Source organism: Pseudarthrobacter sp. lyk4-40-TYG-27 (assembly GCF_030209295.1).
Taxonomy (GTDB): Bacteria; Actinomycetota; Actinomycetes; order Actinomycetales; family Micrococcaceae; genus Arthrobacter.
In genome coordinates this window covers 230,031-247,271 of sequence record NZ_JARVSH010000007.1, presented here as the reverse complement: position 1 = coordinate 247,271, position 17,241 = coordinate 230,031, and the positions used below count along the sequence as shown (strand labels likewise).

Sequence of the window (17,241 nt, the reverse complement as noted above, 5' to 3'; positions counted from 1 at the left end):
AGCCAGTAGGACGAATATCGTCAGAACTTACGGTTCATCTCTCATTCGCGGCTCCTGTTTCCCGGTTTACGGATCCGGGTCATTGGCCGGCGCGGCAAATGTCCGGCGCCGAAACACATCGCACTGCGCCCGGGTGGGCGGGTGTTGGTTTAGATACCAATTTTACGGCGAGGCCCTTGGAAAAGCGCCGGTCGCATCCCCACTTGATTGTTCACCCAGTGCCGCCGCGGAGCCTGTCGTTCGCGGGCAGGAGGCACCCGGCGTGACACCATGGAAGACGATGAAACTGCGTGCTGATCAGACCGGAAACCGTGGCCTCCCCATGCCGTTGTGGCTGCAGGGCGCCCTTGAAACAGCACAGGCGGCCGTCATTTCCGCGCTGGTGGTGATAGCCCCCATTGTCGCCGTCTGGGCCACTGCGGGTTTCCAGAACGGGCAGTTCGAGGTATTGGCCCGTTTGGCCGGCCAGTCCTGGCTCCTGGTCCATGGCGTGCCACTGGAACTCACGGGAGCGGGGCCGGCCCCGGCAGCTCATGCCGGCTCGGACATCCTGAACCTGATTCCCCTCGGCCTGACCCTGATCCCCTTCCTGCTGGCCTGGCGCGCCGGCCGCCGCCTGGCCCGGGCCTCCTACACCGACCAGCTATGGCAGGCCCTTCTGGGCTCATGGCTGGTTTACGCCGCCTTCGGTGCAGCCACCGGTTTCGTGTGCCGCAGCACCGACGTCGTCATCAATCTCTGGTATGCCATGCTGGTGCCGCTCATTCCCTACGGACTCGGCATGGTGATCGGCGCCCGCAGGGAAGCAGGCTCCTGGAGCCGGCTCATCGGCGTCGACGCGGTGGACTGGATTTCGCGCACCAGCCAGCACTCCCGCTGGGCGGGCTCATACTTTGGCTCTGCCGCGAAGGCCGGCTTCGTGGCCGTGGTGTCGGCCCTTACCTTGGCCGCAGTGCTGCTGGCCGTGGACCTGTTCATCCACTGGAACCTCGTGGTTTCTGTCTATGAGGCGCTCGACGCCGGTCCGGTAGGAGGCGCCGCCCTCACCATCGCGCAGCTCGGCTTCCTGCCGAACCTGGTGGTTTTCGCCCTCGCCTGGACCTCAGGCGCCGGTTTCGCCATGGGCGTGGGGTCCCAGGCGGGGCCGCTGGGCACCGCGGTGGGGCCCATGCCATCCGTTCCGGTCCTGGCGGCCATCCCGTCCGGCCCCATGGACTACGCGTTCGTGGCGTTGCTGGTACCGGTGCTGGCCGGCGTCGTGGCCGGGTGGTGGTTCCTTCGGGAGGGGGAGAACCACTTCGACGAATGGCTCGCCATCAAGATCCATGCACGCTGGTTCACCGCCACCGTTTCCACCCTGGTGCTCGGGGCACTCACCGGGCTGGCCGCCGGGGTGTTGACGATGTGCCTTTCCTGGGTGGCGAGGGGGTCCGCGGGACTCGGCCGACTAACGGATATCGGACCCGACCCGCTCTGGACCGGCCTGTGGGTGGCGGCCGAGGTCGGCATCGGCGTCGTCATTGGCTACGCGGCCGGGCCGTGGCTGGAACGTGAGGAAAGCGGGGCCGCGGAACGGGACGCCGAACTCGTCAGCTAGGCGCTTCGCCGGCGCGCTAACCCACTTTGGTGGGTAAGAAATTTTGGAACTGCGTCACGCACGCATTAGTCGCCCGGTCCGTCAGCGCCCGTCCCATGCATCCTTGGTAGTCGCGCACCTGGTTGAAGAAGACCATGGCGGTCACGAGCAGCGGCACCATGACCACGGCCATCACCAGGCCCGAGATGGTGCCAACCAGGACCAGTTTTGATTCCTTCAACCGGATAGCCCTGACCAGCAGGGAGATCCCCAGGGCCAGGCTGGCTGCCGTGAGGACAGTTGACAACCACAGGTAGCTGACGTCCAACTGGTAGACGAACAGAGCGCCGAGGACCGAAACCAGGAACATCCGGAACAGGGCAAAGGTCTTGGTGCGGGAGGCCTTTGCTGCCTCGCTGAGCGGGGGTTTGGCCTGTTGCTGGACGCCCCGGCCCGGTTGGCTGTTCATGTTTTCCAGCGTACGCGAGCGTGCACCTAAGCTGGACCAATGCGTATCGTCGTCCTCGTCTCCGGCACCGGGTCCAATCTCCAAGCAGTCATCGACGCCGTCAAGGCGGGGGAACTCGACGTGGAAATCGCCGCGGTGGGGGCCGACAGGGAGGGGACCTTCGGCGTCGAACGTTCCGCCGCGGCAGGCATCCCCACGTTTGTGGTGGACTTCAGGTCGTACCGGGACCGTGCGGACTGGAACGCCGCCCTGACCGAGGCCGTGGCCGCCTTCAAGCCAGACGTGGTGGTGTCCTCCGGCTTCATGCGGATCGTCAGCCCCGAGTTCATTGACGCATTCAAGGGCAGGTACCTGAACACCCACCCCGCCCTGCTGCCGGCCTTTCCCGGGGCCCACGGCGTACGGGATGCCATGGCCTACGGCGTGAAGGTGACCGGCTGCACCGTGCACTGGGCCGACGCCGGCGTTGACACCGGGCCCATCATTGCCCAGGAGGCCGTGACCATCGAGGACTCGGACACCGAGGAGACGCTGCACGAGCGCATCAAGGTCGTGGAGCGCCGGCTGCTGGTGTCCACCCTGGCCGCCCTCGCCGCAGACCCCTCGTACGCGTAGCAGTCAACCCTACTGGAGGCGGCGCTGGCGGGTTTCCGGGGAGAAGAAAGCCATCCACAGCACCGACAGCAGCACCAGGGCACCCGCCAGCGCAAAGGACGTGGCGAGGCCCAGTTCCGGCCAAAAGTAGTTGGCGAAGATCAGCGGCCCAAAGCCGGCGCCCAGGCGGGAAAACGTTGATGCCCAGCCAAAGCCGCTGCCCCGCAGTTCCGTGGGGTAGAGCTCGGAGACGTACGCATAGAGCACCGGGATGGCCACCTGCACCACGAACCCGAAGACCAGCAGCCAGAACACCGCGGCCGTGGGAATGTCCACCACGAACGCAACGATCACCAGGGTCAGGGCGGACAGCGGTCCGGTGATGGCCAGGATCCACTTGCGCCCCACACGTTCCACGAGCAGGGCTGCCGCCACCACGCCGAGGAAGCCGACGGCGGCCATGGACGCCGTGGTGACGAACGCCTTGTACTCGGCGAATCCGGCGCCGATCAGGATCCTGGGCATCCAGGTCAGGGACAGGTAATAGACCAGCAGGATGCTGAAGAACAGGGCCCAGGCGGCGGTGGTGATTTTCCAGTTGAACTGCCAGACAGAGCGCAGCTGGGTCCAGGCGCTGCCGGCCGAAAGCCTCGGGGCATCCTTGGCATCGGGCAGGCTGTAGGCCCGGGATTCGGCGCCTGTGGCCACCACCAGCCCGTCAATAATCCTGGCCGCTTCTTCCCGCCGGCCCTTTCGGATCAGGAACAAGGGGGACTCGGGGACGCTCCGCCGGACCCAGAACACCAGCAGGGCCGGGAGCACCATCACCAGCATGGTCAGTCGCCAGTCACCGTTCAGGGCCACCAGGCCGGCCGAGACGAACCCGGCCAGGGCCGCGCCAATGGGCCACCAGCCGTCCATGGCCGTCAGGACCTTGCCGCGCTGCTTACGCGGCGTGAACTCACCCACCAGGGCGTAGTCCACCGGAATGCAGCCGCCCAGTCCGAAACCAGCCAGGAACCTGAAGATGCAGAACCACATGAAGTCGGGTGAGAAAGCGCCAAGTACGGTGAAGATGGAAAACAGGAGCAGCGTGGCCGTGAACGCCTTTTTGCGGCCCACGGTGTCCGCAATGGTGCCCCAGGCGAACGCCCCGAGGGCCATCCCGATCAGGTTGGCCGTACCCACCCATGCGGCCTCGCCCGGTGTCAGGGCCCAATGCGTGGACAGCAGCGGGATGAGGATGCCATTAAGGGTCACGTCCCAGGCGTCGAACATGAAGCCGAGGCCCCCGATCAGGAATATCCTGCCCTGGACTTTCCATCGCCAGGGCAGTTCCTGGACCACCTGTTCGCCGCTGGGCACAGTGGTGTAAGTATTCATCGCCGCCTCCTGCTGAAGACTCTATCCGGGCCCGCGGACGTTCACACTCCGGAGCACACAGGGGGTAACCGCTGCCTTCGCGATAAACTGGCCGTATCCCCACCAACCGCGGCCCTGTTCCGCGAGATAAGACGGAGACATTTGTGAGCTTCACGCAGCATGAGCGCGTATCCATTGACCGTGTACCCATCCGCCGGGCCCTCATCTCGGTGTACGACAAAACCGGTCTGGAGGAACTCGCTACGGGCCTGCACGCGGCCGGCGTGAAGCTCGTCTCCACCGGTTCCACGGCCAAGAAGATCGCCGCCGCCGGCATCCCCGTGCAAGAGGTTGAGGAAGTCACCGGTTCCCCGGAAATGCTGGATGGACGCGTCAAGACGCTGCACCCCCGCGTCCACGGCGGCATCCTGGCCGACCGCCGCGTCCCCGCCCACATGGAGACGCTCGAAAGCATGGACATTGAGGCTTTCGACCTGGTGGTGGTGAACCTCTACCCGTTCGTGGAGACGGTGAAGTCCGGTGCCGCGCAGGACGATGTCGTTGAGCAGATCGACATCGGGGGCCCCGCCATGGTCCGCTCTGCCGCGAAGAACCATGCCGCCGTCGCCATTGTGGTGGACCCGACCTTCTACGGTCAGGTGGTTGAGGCCGCTGCCGCCGGCGGCTTCGACCTGAAGACCCGCCGCCGCCTCGCTGCCAAGGCGTTCGCCCACACCGCCGCGTACGACAACGCAGTGGCCACCTGGACCGCCAGCCAGTTCCTGGATGAAGACGGCGACGGCGTCATCGACTGGCCTGCCTACGCGGGCCTCTCCCTGGAACGCTCGGAGGTCCTGCGCTACGGCGAGAACCCGCACCAGCAGGCGGCACTCTACGTGGACAAGGCTGCGCCGGTGGGCATCGCCCAGGCGGACCAGCTGCACGGCAAAGCCATGAGTTACAACAACTTCGTGGATGCCGACGCCGCCCTGCGCGCCGCCTACGACTTCAGCGAACCCGCCGTCGCCATCATTAAGCACGCCAACCCCTGCGGTGTTGCCGTCGGCTCCGCGGACGCCGCCGACCCCATCGCCGACGCACACGCCAAGGCCCACGCCTGCGACCCCGTCTCCGCATTCGGCGGCGTCATCGCGGCCAACCGCACCGTCACCGCCGGCATGGCCAACACCGTCAAGGACATCTTCACCGAGGTCGTCATCGCCCCCGGCTTTGAACCCGAGGCCGTGGAGATCCTGTCCAAAAAGAAGAACATCCGCCTGCTTGCCCTCCCCGAAGGCTACGGCCGGTATCCGACGGAGTTCCGCCAGGTATCCGGTGGCATGCTGGTCCAGGTCAGCGACAAGGTGGACGCCGACGGCGACAACCCCGCCAACTGGACCCTCGCCGCCGGTGAGGCCGCGGATGAGAAGACCCTCGCAGACCTCGCCTTCGCCTGGACCGCGTGCCGGGCCGCGAAGTCGAACGCCATCCTGATTGCCGACAACGGCGCAGCCGTGGGCATCGGCATGGGCCAGGTGAACCGGCTCGATTCCTGTCGCCTGGCCGTTGAGCGGGCCAACACGCTGGGCGTGGAGGTTGCCTCCGACGTCGACGGCGCCGGCGGCGCCTCGAATGCGGACGCGAGCGGCGCACCTGAGCGCGCCCGCGGTGCCGTGGCGGCTTCGGACGCGTTCTTCCCGTTCGCCGATGGCCTGCAGATCCTGATCGACGCCGGTGTCCGCGCCGTAGTCCAGCCCGGTGGCTCGGTCCGCGACGAGGAAGTCATCGCGGCAGCCAACGCGGCCGGCATCACCATGTACTTCACCGGAGCCCGGCACTTCTTCCACTGATCGGCTGCATCGATTGCTCCCCACGGGTACGGAGCAATCGATGGCGGATTGAACCGACGACGGCGCCCGTCCCCTGAGAAGGGGACGGGCGCCGTCGTCTGTTGTGCGGTTAGTCCTGGGCCGCCGGGCCGGGGTCGGGTTCCGGAAGCTTTACCTCCCGGGGCCGGGCTTCAGCCATCCGCTCCTCGGTCCAGTATTCGAGGACTTCCTCGCTGGACTGTTCAAGGTCGATGTGGCTGACGGGGTCCTGGTCCGGTGCGGGTTCTTTAGGATTTCGCTGCATTGGTGTACGTGGCCTCGATGACCGAGCCCCAGTAAGGGCCGTACATGACGGCGGAGCCGTTGTAGCCGTAACTGTTGATCGAGTTCTGCAGCCCGTCGGATCCGATGCCGATGAACCACGGACCGCCCGAGGAACCGCCGGTCATGTCGCACGGAATGCCCTGGGTGCCGAACTGCGGGTTGTTGGGATCGTTGCTGGCCGTGCCGGTGCAGCTCCACAGGGACGTGCCGTCGAACGGTGAGGCCTGCGGGTAGCCGTAGGCCGTGTAGGTCAGGCCGCGGGCCTGGTTAAAGGCAGTGCCCGAGCCGCCAACGACGTCTGTCAGCTTCTGGCCGTTCAAGGGGTTCATGACCGCGAAGCCGGTGTCATAGGTCATGTCCCCGGTTGAAACCCACTGGGTGGGGGCGTAGAGGGCCTTGGCGGTCCACTTGCCGTAGGGGGCTGCGCCGTTGTCGTAGGCGGGCACGAAGACGAAGTTGGTGGCGTAGGCGCCACTTTCGTTAACGCAATGTCCGGCCGTTGCCACAGTGCTGCCGTTCGCGGAGGAGACGGCGTTGCCCGAGCACACGTAGTTGGTTGTGCCCATGGTGAAGAAGACCTTGCCGATGTGGGCGACGGGGTTTTCACTCTTGGCGATGGTGGGCTTTCCCTTGGTTCCCTTGGTGGTGGAGGGCTTGCCCTTCTCCACCACGGCAAGGCTGGAGCGGTTGCCGCGCTCGAGCGCCTTCCCTGCCAGGGTGTCACCCGGAAGGGCGCTTTGCATCCGTTCGGGCGTCCAGTAGTCAGCTGCTCCGCCGGCGTCGACAGAGATGCTGGCAACCGAGGGATTCGACGTACCGTCGGACGGTGCGGGGGTGGCGGAAGCCCCGCCGGCGGACGTAAGTGCCAGCACCGCGGCTGCGGAGAAGGTCAGGAAGCCGGATGCCAGGGACCGGGTACGTGTCATTGTTGTCCTGTCTGAACGGGGTTGGGCCCGGGATCGGGAGTGACTTAGCGAACTTATCGCCGCGCGCGGCGTTTGTACACACTCGTGACCAATCATCAGGCGGCACGAGCCGGGCGGCCGCCCGGTACCGCCCCACCTCTGGCAACGGCGGCGGTGCACCCGGAAGCGTGCCGTCGTCGGGCGTTCTCCATCGCTGTAATGCTGCTCTCACCGGGGTAATCCGGGAGGCCCGTTAAGGTTCAAACCGGCGTCCTCGGGTAAGTTGTACTTGGTGAAATAGACAAAGATTTCACAACCAAGCCGACCTTCAGGGAGACGCCCGCGCATGTCCAAGATTATCTACACCCACACCGACGAAGCGCCGATGCTGGCTACCTATTCGTTCCTGCCCATCATCGAGGCCTTCGCTTCGACTGCAGGTGTGGAGGTGGAGACCCGCGACATCTCGCTCGCCGGCCGCATCATTGCCGTGTTCGGTGACTACCTCACCCCGGAACAGCAGATCGGTGACGCCCTTGCTGAACTCGGTGAGCTGGCGAAGACGCCGGAAGCCAACATCATCAAGCTGCCCAACATCAGCGCCTCCATCCCGCAGCTGAAGGCGGCCATCGCCGAGCTGCAGGGCCAGGGCTATGCACTGCCGGACTACCCGGACAACCCCACCTCGGACGAAGAGACCGCCATCCGCTCCCGCTACGACAAGATCAAGGGCTCCGCCGTGAACCCCGTCCTGCGCGAAGGCAACTCGGACCGCCGTGCACCGCTGTCCGTCAAGAACTACGCCCGGCAGAACCCGCACTCCATGGGCGCCTGGACCGCAGACTCCAAGACCAACGTGGCCACCATGGGCCAGGACGACTTCCGCTCCAACGAGAAGTCCGTGGTCATCGAGGCCGACGGCACCATCGCCATCCAGCTGGTCCGTGAGGACGGCTCGGTCAAGGTCCTGAAGAAGGCCTTCCCCGTCCTGGCCGGCGAGGTCATCGACGGCACCGTGATGCGCGCCGCCGCCCTTGACGAGTTCCTCAAGGCCCAGGTGGCCCGTGCCAAGGAAGAGGGCGTGCTGTTCTCCGCGCACCTGAAGGCCACCATGATGAAGGTCTCGGACCCCATCATCTTCGGCCACGTGGTGAAGGCCTATTTCTCCGAACTTTTCGAGACCTACGGCAAGCAGCTTTCCGCCGCCGGCATCAGCCCCAACAACGGCCTCGCCGCCATCCTGAGCAGCCTCGAGGACCTGCCGGCGGATGTCCGCGATGGCGTCCAGAACCTGATCAAGAAGGGCCTGGAAGATGGCCCCGCGCTGGCCATGGTGGACTCCGACAAGGGCATCACCAGCCTCAACGTGCCCTCCGACATCATTGTCGACGCCTCCATGCCGGCCATGATCCGCACCTCCGGCCACATGTGGGGCCCGGACGGCAAGGAAGCCGACACCCTGGCCGTCCTGCCGGACAGCTCCTACGCCGGCATCTACCAGGTGGTCATCGATGACTGCCGCGCCAACGGCGCCTACGACCCCACCACCATGGGCACCGTCCCGAACGTGGGCCTGATGGCCCAAGCCGCCGAAGAGTACGGCAGCCATGACAAGACGTTCGAAATCCAGGAAGCCGGTACGGTGCAGATCGTTGACGGCAACGGCAACGTCCTGATCGAACACGACGTCGTCCCCGGGGACATCTGGCGCGCCTGCCAGACCAAGGACGCCCCCATCCGCGACTGGGTCAAGCTGGCTGTCACCCGCGCCCGCGCCTCGCAGACCCCCGCCGTGTTCTGGCTGGATGAGGAGCGTGCCCACGACGCCAACCTCATCGCCAAGGTCAACGAATACCTGAAGGACCACGACACCGAGGGCCTGGACATCCAGATCATGTCCCCGGTCAAGGCCATCGCCTTCACCCTGGAGCGGATCCGCAAGGGCGAGGACACCATCTCCGTCACCGGCAACGTGCTCCGCGACTACCTCACGGACCTGTTCCCCATCCTGGAACTGGGCACCAGCGCCAAGATGCTCTCGGTTGTGCCGCTGATGAACGGTGGCGGCCTCTTCGAGACCGGCGCCGGCGGTTCCGCCCCCAAGCACGTCCAGCAGCTGCTCAAGGAAAACCACCTTCGCTGGGACAGCCTGGGTGAGTTCCTGGCCCTTGCCGTCAGCTTCGAGCACCTGGCCACCACCACCGGCAACGCCCGCGCCCAGGTCCTCGCAGACACCCTGGACCGCGCCACCGGCACGTTCCTGCTCGAGAACAAGTCGCCCAGCCGCCGCGCCGGCGAGTTGGACAACCGCGGCAGCCACTACTTCCTGGCCCGTTACTGGGCTGAGGAGCTGGCCAAGCAGACGTCCGACGCCGACCTTGCCGCCGCGTTCAGCTCGGTCGCCAACGAGCTTTCTTCCAACGAGGAAACGATCGTTGGCGAGCTGGCTGAAGTCCAGGGCTCGCCCGTAGACATCGGAGGATACTACCGCCCGGATGACGCCAAGGCCTCCGCCGTGATGCGTCCTTCCGCCACCCTCAACAAGGTCATCGCCAGCCTGGCCTAGCCGCCGCGGCGTCGGCAGCAATGACAGGGGCGGTGCTCCGGATGATTCCGGGGCACCGCCCCTTTGCATGTCAGCGGATGGGTGCCGGCTAGTTCTTGCCCTTGCCCTTGTCGCCGCTGCTCTTTGCGCCGCCGCTGCCGGAACCACCTTGGGCGGGGGCAGGCTGGGGCACGGGCGCATCCGCCGTGGGGGACGCGCTCTGCGCCGCTTGCTGTGCTGCTGTCCGCGCGTCCTCGGCGGCCTTGGCGGCAGCCTGCTGGGCGGCAACGGCCTCGTTGAGGTCTGCCCTGACGGCGCTGGCGACCGTGGTGATGCTGCGGCTCCGCTCCTCGGAGACCTGGCCCTTCGCCGCTGCCGCCGAGAGGTCGGCTTCAAGCCCGTCCAGCGCCTTCAGGGCCGAGGCAGGATCGTCCTGCGAGGCCGCCTGGGTAACCTCGAGTACCCGCGCCTGGAACTGTGTGGCGGCCTCCCGCTGCAGGCCGGAACCGGGCGAGGCACACGCGCCCAGGAAACCGGACAGAAGCAGCGCCGCGGTGCCGGCCAGGGCAATCCGCGCCACTGTGGTCGGGTGCAACGTCACGGGGCCACGCTCTTTTGGAGTTCCTTCAGATGGTCACCCAAGGTGCCTGTGACCGTGGGATAAGGGACGACGTCGGCGGGCCGGGCGGAGACGCTGATCATCACCGCTGCCGCAGCAGCGGCAACCACCAGTACGCCGAGGACCACGGCCAGCCAGATTCGCTTGCTCCACAGGAACCGGCGCAGCGAAGAGGCGCTCTTCTTTACAGGGCGTCGCGCGCTCCCAGGGGCAGCCGCTTCCCGCAGCTCATCCATCGATTCTTCGGCAGTGATGGACGGCGGGTGGAAGGGCATGGCGGGCAGCACCCGGGTGGTCTCCGCAGCCAATTCCCCGGGGGTGGAGGCGGGCGAGACGAGGGCCTGGCGCAACGAGGTCTCGATGTCGGCAGCCGTTGGCCGTTCAAGCGGCTCGATGGACGTCATGGAGCGGATGAGCTCAGCCCATTCGGAGGGCACGTCGTCGGGAATTTCAGGGGCGCGGTGCAGCCGCGCCACAGCCGATTCCACCGCACTGCCGGGATACTCCACGGTGCCCTTAATGCACTCGAGCAACACCAGCCCCAGCGAGTAAATGTCGGTTGCGGGGGACAGGGGCTTGCCGAGTGCCTGCTCGGGGCTGAGGTAGGCGGCGGTGCCCACCATGGTCCCGGTGGCAGTGAGCCTGGTGGAATCCACGATCCTGGCGATGCCGAAGTCCGTGAGTTTCGGGCGCAGCGGCTCGCCGGGACGGATCTGGACCAGCAGGATGTTGCCGGGTTTGATGTCGCGGTGGATGATGCCCAGGCCGTGGACGTAGGCCAGGGCATCGGCGATGCCGGCACCGATGACGGACAATTCTTCCAGGGGCACCCGGCTGTGCCGGATGCGGCTGCGGAGGTCTTGTCCGTCGACGAGCTCCATGGTCAGGAAGGGCCGGGGTTCGTCCGGGATCCGGTCATCAATCCCGGCGTCGAAGAGTGTGACCAGGCCGGGATGGTTGAGCGTGGCAAGGAGCTGGATCTCGGCTTCCTGGCGCTTGAGCTCGTCCGCGTCCGGGGCCTGCGGAGCGAAGAGTTTCAAGGCGACGTCGCGGCCGAGGTTTTCGTCGCGGGCGCAGTACACCGATGACATTCCGCCGCGGCCGATTACTTCGCTCAAACGGTAACGTCCGCCGACCACTTCATTCTTGATGGAGCTAGGCGATTCCGCCACCATGACCGTTCCTCCCGGTGCGCTGCGGCACTGTCGTACCCCAAATTATACGAGGGGCGCGGTTAAACCACAGATTTGGCGGTGCGCATGCCAACGGTCCGGCGGTGTGTTGAAGCATTTCCGCCGGACCATTGGCTACAAGGACATGTGTGCTGATGACATGTTTTGTGTTGTGCTCAGGTTTGTTCCGGGTGGATGTCCTCCTCTCGCCGGCCCGCGCGAGGCAGCCCTTTCAGGCGCCTCCGCGCGGGCGCTGCCTATTGAAAAACGAACCCCTAGGAGACCTTGCGTTTCCGGAGCACCAGAAGTCCTGCCACCAGGAGCAGCAGTGCCAGAGGCGCCAAGGATCCATCCCAGCCGGTCTTGGCGAGGCCGGTGTTCGGGGTTCCCGTGGTGGCGGGGGCGGAACGTCCCTGCGCGGGGTTGCTGAGCGGGACAGTGACAGGTGCGATCGCTCCGCTGACGGCCCTGGAGCCTGCGGAGGCCGCCGGGACGTCGCCGGAGGCAGCATTGCTTGCGCCAGGGGTGCTTGTTCCCGGATCAGCTGTTCCGGCGTCTCCGGCGGTGCCGTCTGTAGTCCCGGTGCCGTTGGTGCCGAGGCCGAGGTTGACGTCGGCTGCGGCGGCGAGGTCGGTGGTGCCGGTTTCGGGGGTGGTGGCGGTGCCGAGGTTTACGGTTGTGCCGAGGTCGGCGGTTGTGCCGTCTGTGGTCCCGGTGCCGTTGGTGCTGAGGCCGAGGTTGACGTCGGCTGCGGCTGCGAGGTCGGTGGTGCCGTTGGCGGGGACGGGGGCGGAGGCGGTGGCGAGTCCCAGGTCTACGGCTGTGCCGAGGTCGGCGGTTGTGCCGTCTGTGGTCCCGGTGCCGTTGGTGCTGAGGCCGAGGTTGACGTCGGCTGCGGCTGCGAGGTCGGTGGTGCCGGTTTCGGGGGTGGTGGCGGTGCCGAGGTTTACGGCTGCCCCGAGCTCGGCGGTTGTGCCGTCTGTAGTCCTGGTGCCGTTGGTGCCGAGGCCGAGGTTGACATCCACTGCAGCGGCGACGCCCGTTGAGCTGGACGGCGTTGGGCCACCCAGCAGGCCCAACGACGTCGAGTCAGCGGGCGCCGCCGAGATCAGGGCGGACGCGGAAAGATCCGTCCCGCTGGTTGTGTCCGCCGCGTTGGCGGCAGCGCAGCCAAAGGCCAGAAGGCCGCCGGCAAAGAGGGTGCAAAGCAGCCCCCTGCGAAGGGTGCAGTTCATGATGGTGACTCCTGAATGGTTGATGTTGTTCGGGCGCTGATCAGCTGCCCGTAAAGCCACGTGCTGCCCGTTAGAGGGCAGGCGGCCTCAACTAGTCAGGGGAAGAACCGGGGTCGAATGACACCGGCGCAGGGGCGTGCTCGAAGGTCTCACCGGCGGGAACAGCGCCGGGACGTTCAAAGCCAAAGTAGGCAGGGCTCAGCCATGCTGCGGCACCGGCTGCACCGCCGGATGATGCACCGCTGCCCGTGCCGGATGCCGGTGCGGCAGGAACCTGGGCAGGCAGCGGTGCCGGATCGACGGGAAGGGGCTGTCCTGAAGCGGGCCCAGCAGGGACAGACATGCCAGCCTGCGGGGCAGACGTGTTCGCCAAGGCTGCGCTGCGTACCGTCACAAAGCCAGCGCTGCTGCTGCCGGCCGGCGCCGTGGGCAACGCCCCTGCTCCCTGATCCGCTTCCGGGAGCATTCCCGGTACATCCGGAAGCGCTTCCAAGGCCTCGGGCCCAGCTGCGGGAACAGGAGCAACCACGGAAGGCAGATCTGCCAGCACGGCGTCGACGGTCGGAACGGGAAGCGGAAGCGGTGTTGCGGTGGCACGGGTCAGAAGATCAGCAACCGGTTGGAGCGCCGGTTCGAGTGCCGGGACGGCCTCGGCTGCAGGGGCCGCAACAACCTCCGCCACCCCGGCCGCTATCTGGTCGGCCATGCCACCAACTGCAGCGGAGACAGCGGAAACGCTTCCCCCCGGAACAAGCTGGTCCACCACGGGAACCGTGGAAATGGTAGTGTCCCCAGCCTCGGATACCGGCGGTGCCACCGTCTGCACCAGTCCGGGTGCTGCAGCAGGTCCGGCCGGAGGGGCCACTGGGGACGCCGGATTCGCAAGATCGTGGGTCATTGCTGAAACCGAGCCGGTCACGTCGCCGAGCACGGGCGGGGAGCCAGGACCGGAATCCGCCGACGCTGGGGCTGACGACAGCGTCAGCCACAAGACTGCGGCCGCTCCGGCGAGGAGCGCAGGGCGCAGGGCACACCATGGCGAACTCCTTCGAGCCATGCGTACCACCCCCCAGTGACCGGCGCAATCGATGCTGCCTAAAGGGTAGGACCGGGCATTCCGGGAAGTCTAGGGGTTGGCGCAAACAATCTGGGAACTCCGCCCCAAGCCCTAGCGGTTGTCGTTCGGGTAGGTGACGCCCAGCTGCGCGCGAACACCGTCGAACAGCCGCATCGTGTTCAGTGAATCCTCCAGAGGCATCACCGGGCTCTCCGTGAGCCCCTGTTGGACGCACCTCATCACCTCGCGCAGCTCGTAGGTGTAGCCCTTTCCGACGACGTCGAACGTTTCCGTCCGGCGGTTCTCCCACCCGTTGGCGATGATGAGTTCGCGCGGACTGTTGATCGACCCAACGCTCTGCAGGAACCCCAGGCTTCCGGCAACGGTGGCGGTACGGGGCCCATGCGCCAGCAGCGATGAGGTGAGCTGGACCTGGGCCGCGTGGCTGTAGCCGAGGGTCATCGCGTTCTGGGCGTCCACGCCGTCGTCGTTCACGAATCCGGTGGCGCTCACGGTCTGCGGAAAACCGAGGGTCCCCAAGGCCCAGAGAAGCGGATAAACCGACAGATCCAGCAGCGCACCCCCGCCGTCTTCGCGCGCCCAGAGCCGGGCGGTGGGGGAGTACGGTGCAGGAAAGCCGAGGTCGGCGCTGATCCAGTGGATGTCGCCCAGTTCACCCGATGCGGCAATTTCGAAAGCCCGCTGCATTGACGGCAGGAACCGGCTCCAGACCGCCTCCATCAGGAAGAGCTTGTGTTTGCGGGCGACGTCGATGAGTTCGGCCGCTTCCCGGGCGTTGATGGTGAAGGCTTTTTCGCACAGCACGTGCTTGCCGGCGTTGAGGGCGGCGAGGACAATCTCGTGGTGCTGCGCATGCGGCGTTGCGACGTAGACGATGTCCACGGCGTCATCGGCGAGGAGCCGTTGGTAGCCGGGCACGCCGTCGTCGTCCCCGTAGGCTTTCTCAAAGTCGTAGGCGACAGCAAACGCGTCCGCAGAGTCCTGGGCCCGGGAACTGACCGCGTACAGCCTGGCGTCCTGAAGCAACGCAAGATCTTGTGAGACGGCGCGGGCAATGCTGCCTGTTGCGATGATTCCCCAGCGCAGGGGCGTTCCGGTGGCGGAGCGGGGGTCCTGGTCAGGCTGGCCGGTCAGCCATGGCGTGGCGATGGGAGCAGTCATAACTGCCATCCTGTCACAGCGCGCTGCGGGGTGGGGGAGTGCGCCGCCACGGGGGAGGACGGCACCAGCACAACGGGCCCAAGGCGGGGCGCGGTGCCCCGCCTCGAGCCCCGGACGCCTCAGGCAGAAGCGGCGACGGCGGCCCGGCCGCGGACGGGTTCCTCCGTCAACTTGCCCTGCTGGAGCCGGAAACGGCGGTCGGTCTTGTTGGCCAAGGCGCGGTCGTGCGTGACCACCAGGATGGTGGTGTTGTGGTCCCGGCTCAGCGAACTGAGGAGCTCGATGATGTGGTCGCCGGTTTGCTCGTCCAGGTTCCCGGTGGGCTCGTCGGCCAGGATGAGCTTGGGTTCGTTGGCCAGTGCCCGGGCAATGGCCACGCGCTGCTGCTCGCCACCGGAGAGCCGGTTGATGCGCCGCTCATGCTTGGAAGGGTCCAGCTGGACCTGCTCCAGCAACTCCTTTGCCCGCTGCAGCCGGGCTGCCTTGCGCATGCCGGCGAACTCCATGGGCAGCATGACGTTGTCCACTGCCGATAAGTTGGGGATCAGATTGAACTGCTGGAAAACGAAACCGATATCGCGCCGACGGTACTCGGTCAGCTTTGCGTCGGGCATCCTGGCGAGGCTGACCCCGTTGACCAGCACGTCACCGCTGGTGGGCTTGTCAAGCGCGCCCAGGAGGGACAAGAGGGTGCTCTTGCCACTGCCGCTCTTGCCAACAATCGAGGCAAGGGTTCCTTGCTCCAAGGCGAAGCTGACATCGTTGACCGGCTTGATGGTGCGGTCACCGGAGTTGAAAGTACGGATCAGGTTCTTGACTTCAATCATGGCTATTCTCCTCGCAGGACTTCGACGGGACGGATACGCGCCGTGAGCAGCGCGGGAACCAGGGCGCCGACGATGGCGACGCCGAAGACGGCCGCAATGCCACCGGCGATGACTCCCGGCGATGCGCTCGCGGTCACGGAGTTCAACAGCTGGGAGGCGCCACCCAGGGGACCGCCCTGGCCACCGGGGAAGCCACCGGCCCCGCCCGGGAGTCCGCGGCCGGTGGTTGTGGCCGCCGTCGTGGTGGTGTTGCTGCTGATCAGGGCAGAGGCAATGCCGCCGCTGGCGAATGATGCGATGCCGGCTCCCACCGCGCTGCCCAGTGCGGCGAGGACCAGTGCTTCCAGCACGAACTGCAGTCCGATGGTGCGGTTGGGTGCCCCGATAGCCTTCAGTACGCCGATCTCGCGGCGGCGCTCGCGGACCAGCATGACCATAATGAGCAGGATGATCAGGCCTGCCGTGCCAAGGGCGGCGATGAATGCGATCAAGGAAATATTCTTGACGCTGTCCAGGGAGCTGACCGCCGTCTGCAGGTTCTGGCCTTGGGTGACGTCAGCCTTGTCGGTGCCGAGAGCCGATTGCAGCGCTGTCTTGGTGGAGGCCACATTGTCCATCGAGTTGACCGTGACAATCATGCTGGACAGCTCATTTTGCGTCCCGGCCAGGGTCTGGGCAGTAGGCAGTGTCACGTATACGGCGTTGTTGCCGAACGCGGTGCCTGCATCGAACAGTCCCGCCACTGTGTAGGCCTGGTCATTGATGGTGAAGGTGGAACCGATCGTGAGGTTGTTCTTCTCAGCCAGTGTGGTGCCGAGCAGCGCGCTGGTCGAAGCGGTTGAGTAGTCTCCGAGTCCGGAGCCCTGCGTGATGTTCAAGGCTTTGCCCGTGGTGTCCACCTCTGCGCCGATCCCCGTGGCAGTGATGGGCAGGGACCTGACGGCCTGGGTGCCCCCGGTGGAACCGGTGGTTCCGTTGGCCTGCTGGTTGCGGTTTCCCAGAGTGCCGGCGTCCACCGCCGCAGTCAGGCTGGTGGTCAGGGTCGCTGCCGACTGGCCGCCGGGGCCGCCCTGGCCCCCGGGACCAGTCTGCCCGGTCTGCCCCGCTGCTGCTTGCGCTGCGGCTTCAGTGGCGTTGCGGAGGCGGAGCGATGAGGTCCCGACGACGGCACTGACGTTGGGCACGGCAGCGGCGGCAGCTGCCTGGTCGGCGGTGAGCGGCTCTCCGCCGCCTTCGAAGCCTTGCCCACCGGCGGGGTTTACGGTCAGCACGGTGCCCACGGAGGCGTTGAGCTCCTGCACTTTCGCTCCGACCGCTTGGTTGGCCACCAGCATGGCCAGAGCCAGTCCAATGGCGACGGCCAGCACCGCGACAACAGCTGCGGTGCGGACCTTGTTTCTGAAGGCATTGCCTACGCTTCGGGCAAGGACGCTCACGTTACTCCTAGGACTCAGGTGCCGGCGCGGAGAGCCGGCTTCGAATCAACCTTCCCCGGGCATGCTGTGCAGGAATCCGGCCAAAGCTGTGTTTGTGCTGTGAAGTGCT

Annotated in this window: 15 protein-coding genes; 4 read left to right on the top strand and 11 right to left on the bottom strand. The window is 66.3% G+C overall.

Going from position 1 to position 17,241, the window contains the following annotated elements; all coding sequences use genetic code 11:
* Positions 1-280 precede the first annotated feature (280 nt).
* On the top strand, positions 281-1,597 hold the full coding sequence (locus QRM96_RS15250; protein ID WP_018761968.1) for a cell division protein PerM: 1,317 nt from the start codon (positions 281-283) through the stop codon (positions 1,595-1,597).
* A gap of 16 nt (positions 1,598-1,613) precedes the next feature.
* Here QRM96_RS15250 and QRM96_RS15245 read toward each other — a convergent pair whose 3' ends face one another.
* Entirely contained in the window at positions 1,614-2,045 is a 432-nt protein-coding gene (locus QRM96_RS15245) for a hypothetical protein (RefSeq protein WP_285320130.1), read from the bottom strand.
* Positions 2,046-2,084: 39 nt separating this feature from the next.
* Here QRM96_RS15245 and purN point away from each other — a divergent pair, with 39 nt between their 5' ends.
* Positions 2,085-2,660 carry a phosphoribosylglycinamide formyltransferase gene (gene purN / locus QRM96_RS15240; RefSeq protein WP_018761966.1) on the top strand — a complete coding sequence of 192 codons (576 nt, stop codon included), beginning with the start codon at positions 2,085-2,087 and terminating at the stop codon, positions 2,658-2,660.
* A gap of 9 nt (positions 2,661-2,669) precedes the next feature.
* Here purN and QRM96_RS15235 read toward each other — a convergent pair whose 3' ends face one another.
* Entirely contained in the window at positions 2,670-4,022 is a 1,353-nt protein-coding gene (locus tag QRM96_RS15235; RefSeq protein ID WP_018761965.1) for an MFS transporter, read from the bottom strand.
* A gap of 143 nt (positions 4,023-4,165) precedes the next feature.
* Between QRM96_RS15235 and purH the strand changes: the two genes are divergently transcribed.
* Positions 4,166-5,851 carry a bifunctional phosphoribosylaminoimidazolecarboxamide formyltransferase/IMP cyclohydrolase gene (gene purH, locus QRM96_RS15230; RefSeq protein ID WP_018761964.1) on the top strand — a complete coding sequence of 562 codons (1,686 nt, stop codon included), beginning with the start codon at positions 4,166-4,168 and terminating at the stop codon, positions 5,849-5,851.
* A gap of 109 nt (positions 5,852-5,960) precedes the next feature.
* On the opposite strand, the gene QRM96_RS15225 is transcribed toward purH, so the two are convergent.
* Positions 5,961-6,134 carry a hypothetical protein gene (locus QRM96_RS15225; RefSeq protein ID WP_285320129.1) on the bottom strand — a complete coding sequence of 58 codons (174 nt, stop codon included), beginning with the start codon at positions 6,132-6,134 and terminating at the stop codon, positions 5,961-5,963.
* A complete protein-coding gene (locus QRM96_RS15220; RefSeq protein ID WP_018761962.1) occupies positions 6,118-7,080 on the bottom strand; it encodes a trypsin-like serine peptidase in 963 nt (320 codons plus the stop codon). The genes QRM96_RS15225 and QRM96_RS15220 overlap by 17 nt, the downstream gene beginning before the upstream one ends.
* A gap of 325 nt (positions 7,081-7,405) precedes the next feature.
* On the opposite strand from QRM96_RS15220, the gene QRM96_RS15215 reads away from it, so the two are divergent.
* Positions 7,406-9,625, top strand: a complete 2,220-nt coding sequence (locus QRM96_RS15215; RefSeq protein WP_018761961.1) for an NADP-dependent isocitrate dehydrogenase — start codon at positions 7,406-7,408, stop codon at positions 9,623-9,625.
* Positions 9,626-9,713: 88 nt separating this feature from the next.
* On the opposite strand, the gene QRM96_RS15210 is transcribed toward QRM96_RS15215, so the two are convergent.
* From QRM96_RS15210 to QRM96_RS15180, 7 genes are all read right to left on the bottom strand, one after another.
* Entirely contained in the window at positions 9,714-10,205 is a 492-nt protein-coding gene (locus QRM96_RS15210) for a hypothetical protein (protein WP_285320128.1), read from the bottom strand.
* A complete protein-coding gene (locus QRM96_RS15205; RefSeq protein ID WP_285320127.1) occupies positions 10,202-11,398 on the bottom strand; it encodes a serine/threonine-protein kinase in 1,197 nt (398 codons plus the stop codon). Before QRM96_RS15205 ends, QRM96_RS15210 begins: the two co-directional genes overlap by 4 nt.
* A 272-nt stretch (positions 11,399-11,670) precedes the next feature.
* Complete coding sequence (locus QRM96_RS15200) at positions 11,671-12,630, bottom strand: LPXTG cell wall anchor domain-containing protein (protein WP_285320126.1); 960 nt, start codon at positions 12,628-12,630, stop codon at positions 11,671-11,673.
* 91 nt (positions 12,631-12,721) lie between these two features.
* On the bottom strand, positions 12,722-13,528 hold the full coding sequence (locus QRM96_RS15195; protein WP_285320125.1) for a hypothetical protein: 807 nt from the start codon (positions 13,526-13,528) through the stop codon (positions 12,722-12,724).
* 270 nt (positions 13,529-13,798) lie between these two features.
* On the bottom strand, positions 13,799-14,869 hold the full coding sequence (locus QRM96_RS15190) for a Gfo/Idh/MocA family protein (protein WP_018761957.1): 1,071 nt from the start codon (positions 14,867-14,869) through the stop codon (positions 13,799-13,801).
* Between the two features lie 119 nt (positions 14,870-14,988).
* Positions 14,989-15,696, bottom strand: coding sequence for an ABC transporter ATP-binding protein (locus tag QRM96_RS15185; RefSeq protein WP_018761956.1), 708 nt, complete (start codon positions 15,694-15,696; stop codon positions 14,989-14,991).
* Between the two features lie 2 nt (positions 15,697-15,698).
* A complete protein-coding gene (locus QRM96_RS15180; protein ID WP_285320124.1) occupies positions 15,699-17,132 on the bottom strand; it encodes an ABC transporter permease in 1,434 nt (477 codons plus the stop codon).
* Positions 17,133-17,241 lie beyond the last annotated feature (109 nt).